This window comes from Rhizobacter sp. P3_B12 (assembly GCF_056402895.1).
In genome coordinates this window covers 1-2,926 of the sequence record NZ_JBFUGN010000789.1, presented here as the reverse complement: position 1 = coordinate 2,926, position 2,926 = coordinate 1, and the positions used below count along the sequence as shown (strand labels likewise).

2 protein-coding genes are annotated in these 2,926 nt (G+C 72.6%); one reads left to right on the top strand and one right to left on the bottom strand.

Annotated elements, in window-relative coordinates; all coding sequences use genetic code 11:
* The first annotated feature begins 54 nt into the window (after positions 1 to 54).
* Positions 55 to 597, top strand: coding sequence for a cysteine hydrolase family protein (locus AC1D01_RS27995; protein ID WP_477872228.1), 543 nt, complete (start codon positions 55 to 57; stop codon positions 595 to 597).
* A 24-nt stretch (positions 598 to 621) separates the two neighbouring features.
* Here the strand turns inward: AC1D01_RS27995 and AC1D01_RS27990 are convergent.
* Positions 622 to 2,926 (bottom strand): penicillin acylase family protein (locus tag AC1D01_RS27990; RefSeq protein ID WP_477872226.1); only part of this gene is annotated, 2,305 nt, incomplete at its 5' end.

The window sequence follows — 2,926 nt, the reverse complement described above, 5'->3', positions numbered from 1 at the left end:
GGCCTACACCGCGCAGCGCAAGGCCTTGTTCGGGTCGGTATGAAAGGGCAGACGATGCAGGCATTGCTGGTGATCGACCTTCAAATCGGTGCCTTCGATGGTGCCAAGTGCGACCCGATCGACTCGGGCGAGCGGCTGCTGCGCCATGCCGCCCAGCTGATCGCCGCGGCGCGCAGCGCGGGCCTGCCGGTGCTGCACGTGCAGCATGGCGAGCCCACGGGCGTGCTGGTGCACGGCACGCCGCAGTGGGAGATCCACCCGGATGTCGCGCCGCTGCCGGGCGAGGCCCGCGTGGCCAAGCAGGCTTTCAGCGCGTTCGAGAACACCGGGCTCGACGCGCTGCTGCGCGGCACCGGCATCGATCAGCTGCTGGTGTGCGGGCTGCAGAGCGAGGTCTGCGTCACCCACACCTCGCAATCGGCGCTGGCCCTCGGCTATGACGTGGTCCTCGCCAGCGACTCGCACGGCACCTGGCCCGATGGCACCACGGGTGCCGACGAGATCATCGCCCGCCAGAACGAGGCGCTGGCCGCCCAGGGTGTGCGGCTGCTGAGCACGCGGGAGATCGTCAGCCAGCTGGCCCAGCTCGATCGCTGATCTCGACTCCTGATCGACCGTTCATCAGCGCGCCGCCGGCTGCGCTGGCGACAACACCAGCGTGTGCTCTGCCGCCCCGCCCCACACCGGCACGTCCTCCACCTTCGCCCATCGCTCCACGAAGCTCCGGTACAGCGGCGAGAACACGATGCCCGATTGCCCGCTCGACTGCATGAAGCGTGAGCGCGCCGGCTCGCCCAGGTCGTACAGTGCCCGCAGCGACGGCCCGTGCTCGGCCAGGTACAGCTCGCCGGTCGTCGCGTCCGGCCGCAGGCCGACGCGCGACACGTTGACGGTGTAGGTGTCGCCGCCCACCGGCGCCCGCAGCTCGAACCCCCTTGCCAGCGCCYTCACCTTGCTGAACGGCCGGTGCTCGGCCCGGGCCTGGTGCGCCCGGCCCCATTGCCAGCTCGCCACATCGCTGCCCTGCGACTGCTGCAGCTCGTCGAGCGCCCGCGTGAACGCCGCGTCCACCTGCTGCGCACAGGTCTCGGCCGCCGGGGTCGCCTTGTCGTCGCACCACCAGGCGTCCTGGCGCGCCAGCACGCCCTCCAGCGCCTCGCGGAAGCTGCGGCTGCCGAGCTGCCGCTCATACAGCGCGGCGCCGAGTTCGTCGCTGAACACCGCCTGCGTCAGCTGCCGCACCCAGGCCGACAGGATCAGCGGCGCCGCGCGCTCGGCCGCCATCGTGCCGTCGAACGAGGCCAGCTCGCGCTGCGCCGCCGCGGCCAGCGGGTGGGGCGATGCCGCGCGCTGCAGCACCGGCAGCAGCTTCAGTGCCGCCAGCGACAGCTGGTCGCGCTGGATCGCCCGCAGGCTGTCGATCGAATGCTTCGGCGTCGCGGCCAGCAGTTGCTCGATGCGCTGCTGGCGGTACGGCACCGCCCACTCGCTGGTCAGGAAATGCGGGTACCCGGGGCCGACGATGCGCTGGTTCGCGGTCGCGATCCAGCCACGGGCCGGATCGATCTCGCGCGGCGTCTCGCCGGCCGGCACGCTGCCGACCCAGTCGTAGCGCGCCTCCCAGCCCGGCGCCGGCACCAGGCCCTTCAGGTCGTGCTCCGGCCCGCGCACCGGCACGCGACCGGGCGCCACCATCGCGATGCGGCCCTGCGTGTCGGCCACCACCATGTTCTGCATCGGCGCGATGTAGCCCGCCGATGCCGCGATGAACTCGTCGACCGAGCGTGCCGAGTTGAAACCGATGCCAGCATCGACCGCCGTCCCGGCATCGGCGTCGAGGGCCGTCCAGCGCATCGCCAGCGCATAGGCCGGCGCGTTCGGCGCACCGGTCAGCCCTTCGGTCGGGCCGCCCGCGTCGGAGATCACCGGCCCGTGGCGGCTGCTGCGCACGGTCACCGTCACATCGGGATGCCCCTTGACGTGGATGACCTCGGTGCTGCGCTCGAACGCCGCCCAGCCTTCGGGCGTCTGGTACTGCGCCGGGTCGCCGGGGCGCAGGCGTTCGAGGTAGAGGTCCTGCACGTCCGGCGCGGTGTTGGTGAAACCCCAGGCGATGCGGTCGTTCTGGCCGAGCACGACGATCGGCAGGCCGGGCATCGTCGCGCCAGCCACATGGAAGCCGGGCGCGTCGAGCCGCGCCAGGTACCACAGCGACGGCGCGCTGAGCTTCAGGTGCGGGTCGTTGGCCAGCAGCGGCTTGCCGCTCTCGGTGTGCGAGCCGGCGAGCACCCAGTTGTTGGAGCCGACGCCCTCGACGCCCGATTCAGGCGCCATCCGCAGCGCCTGGCGGCCGAGCGTGCCGTCCACCTTCAGCCCGCGGAACAGCGCCGCGTAGTCGGCCGTCGCGAGCGGCTGCTCGCCGGGGTACGGCGGCAGCAGCTCGTTGATGCGCTCCACCGGCATCTTCAGCGAGAGCCGCATCCGCAGCAGCTCGGTTGACCAGTTGCCGCCCAGGTCCCAGGCCATCATCGTCGCCCAGGCCAGGCTGTCGACCGGGGTCCAGCGCTGCGGCTGCAGCCCGAGCAGCACGAACTCCGGCGGCCGCGCCTTCAGCGAACCGGCCAGGTACGCGTTGATGCCGGCGCTGTAGGCCTCGAGCGCGGCCCGCGCCGCCGGGCTGGCCTGCTCCCATTGCGCCTGCGCCGCGCGGCGCACGCCGAGGGCGCGCAGGAAGCGGTCGGTCTCGAGCGCCGGCTCGCCGAAGGCCTCGGCCAGCCGGCCGGCACCGATGCGGCGGTGCGTCTCCAGCTGCCACAGCCGGTCCTGCGCATGGGCGAAGCCGAGGCCGAACATCGCGTCCTCGCGCGACGCCGCGTGGATGGTCGGCACGCCCTGCGTGTCGCGCTCGATGCGCACCTCGCCGCGC

Excerpts from the sequence above, each read along its gene's own strand:
- AC1D01_RS27995 (WP_477872228.1), top strand. The coding sequence starts at position 55 with ATGCAGGCATTGCTGGTGATCGACCTTCAAATCGGTGCCTTCGATGGT.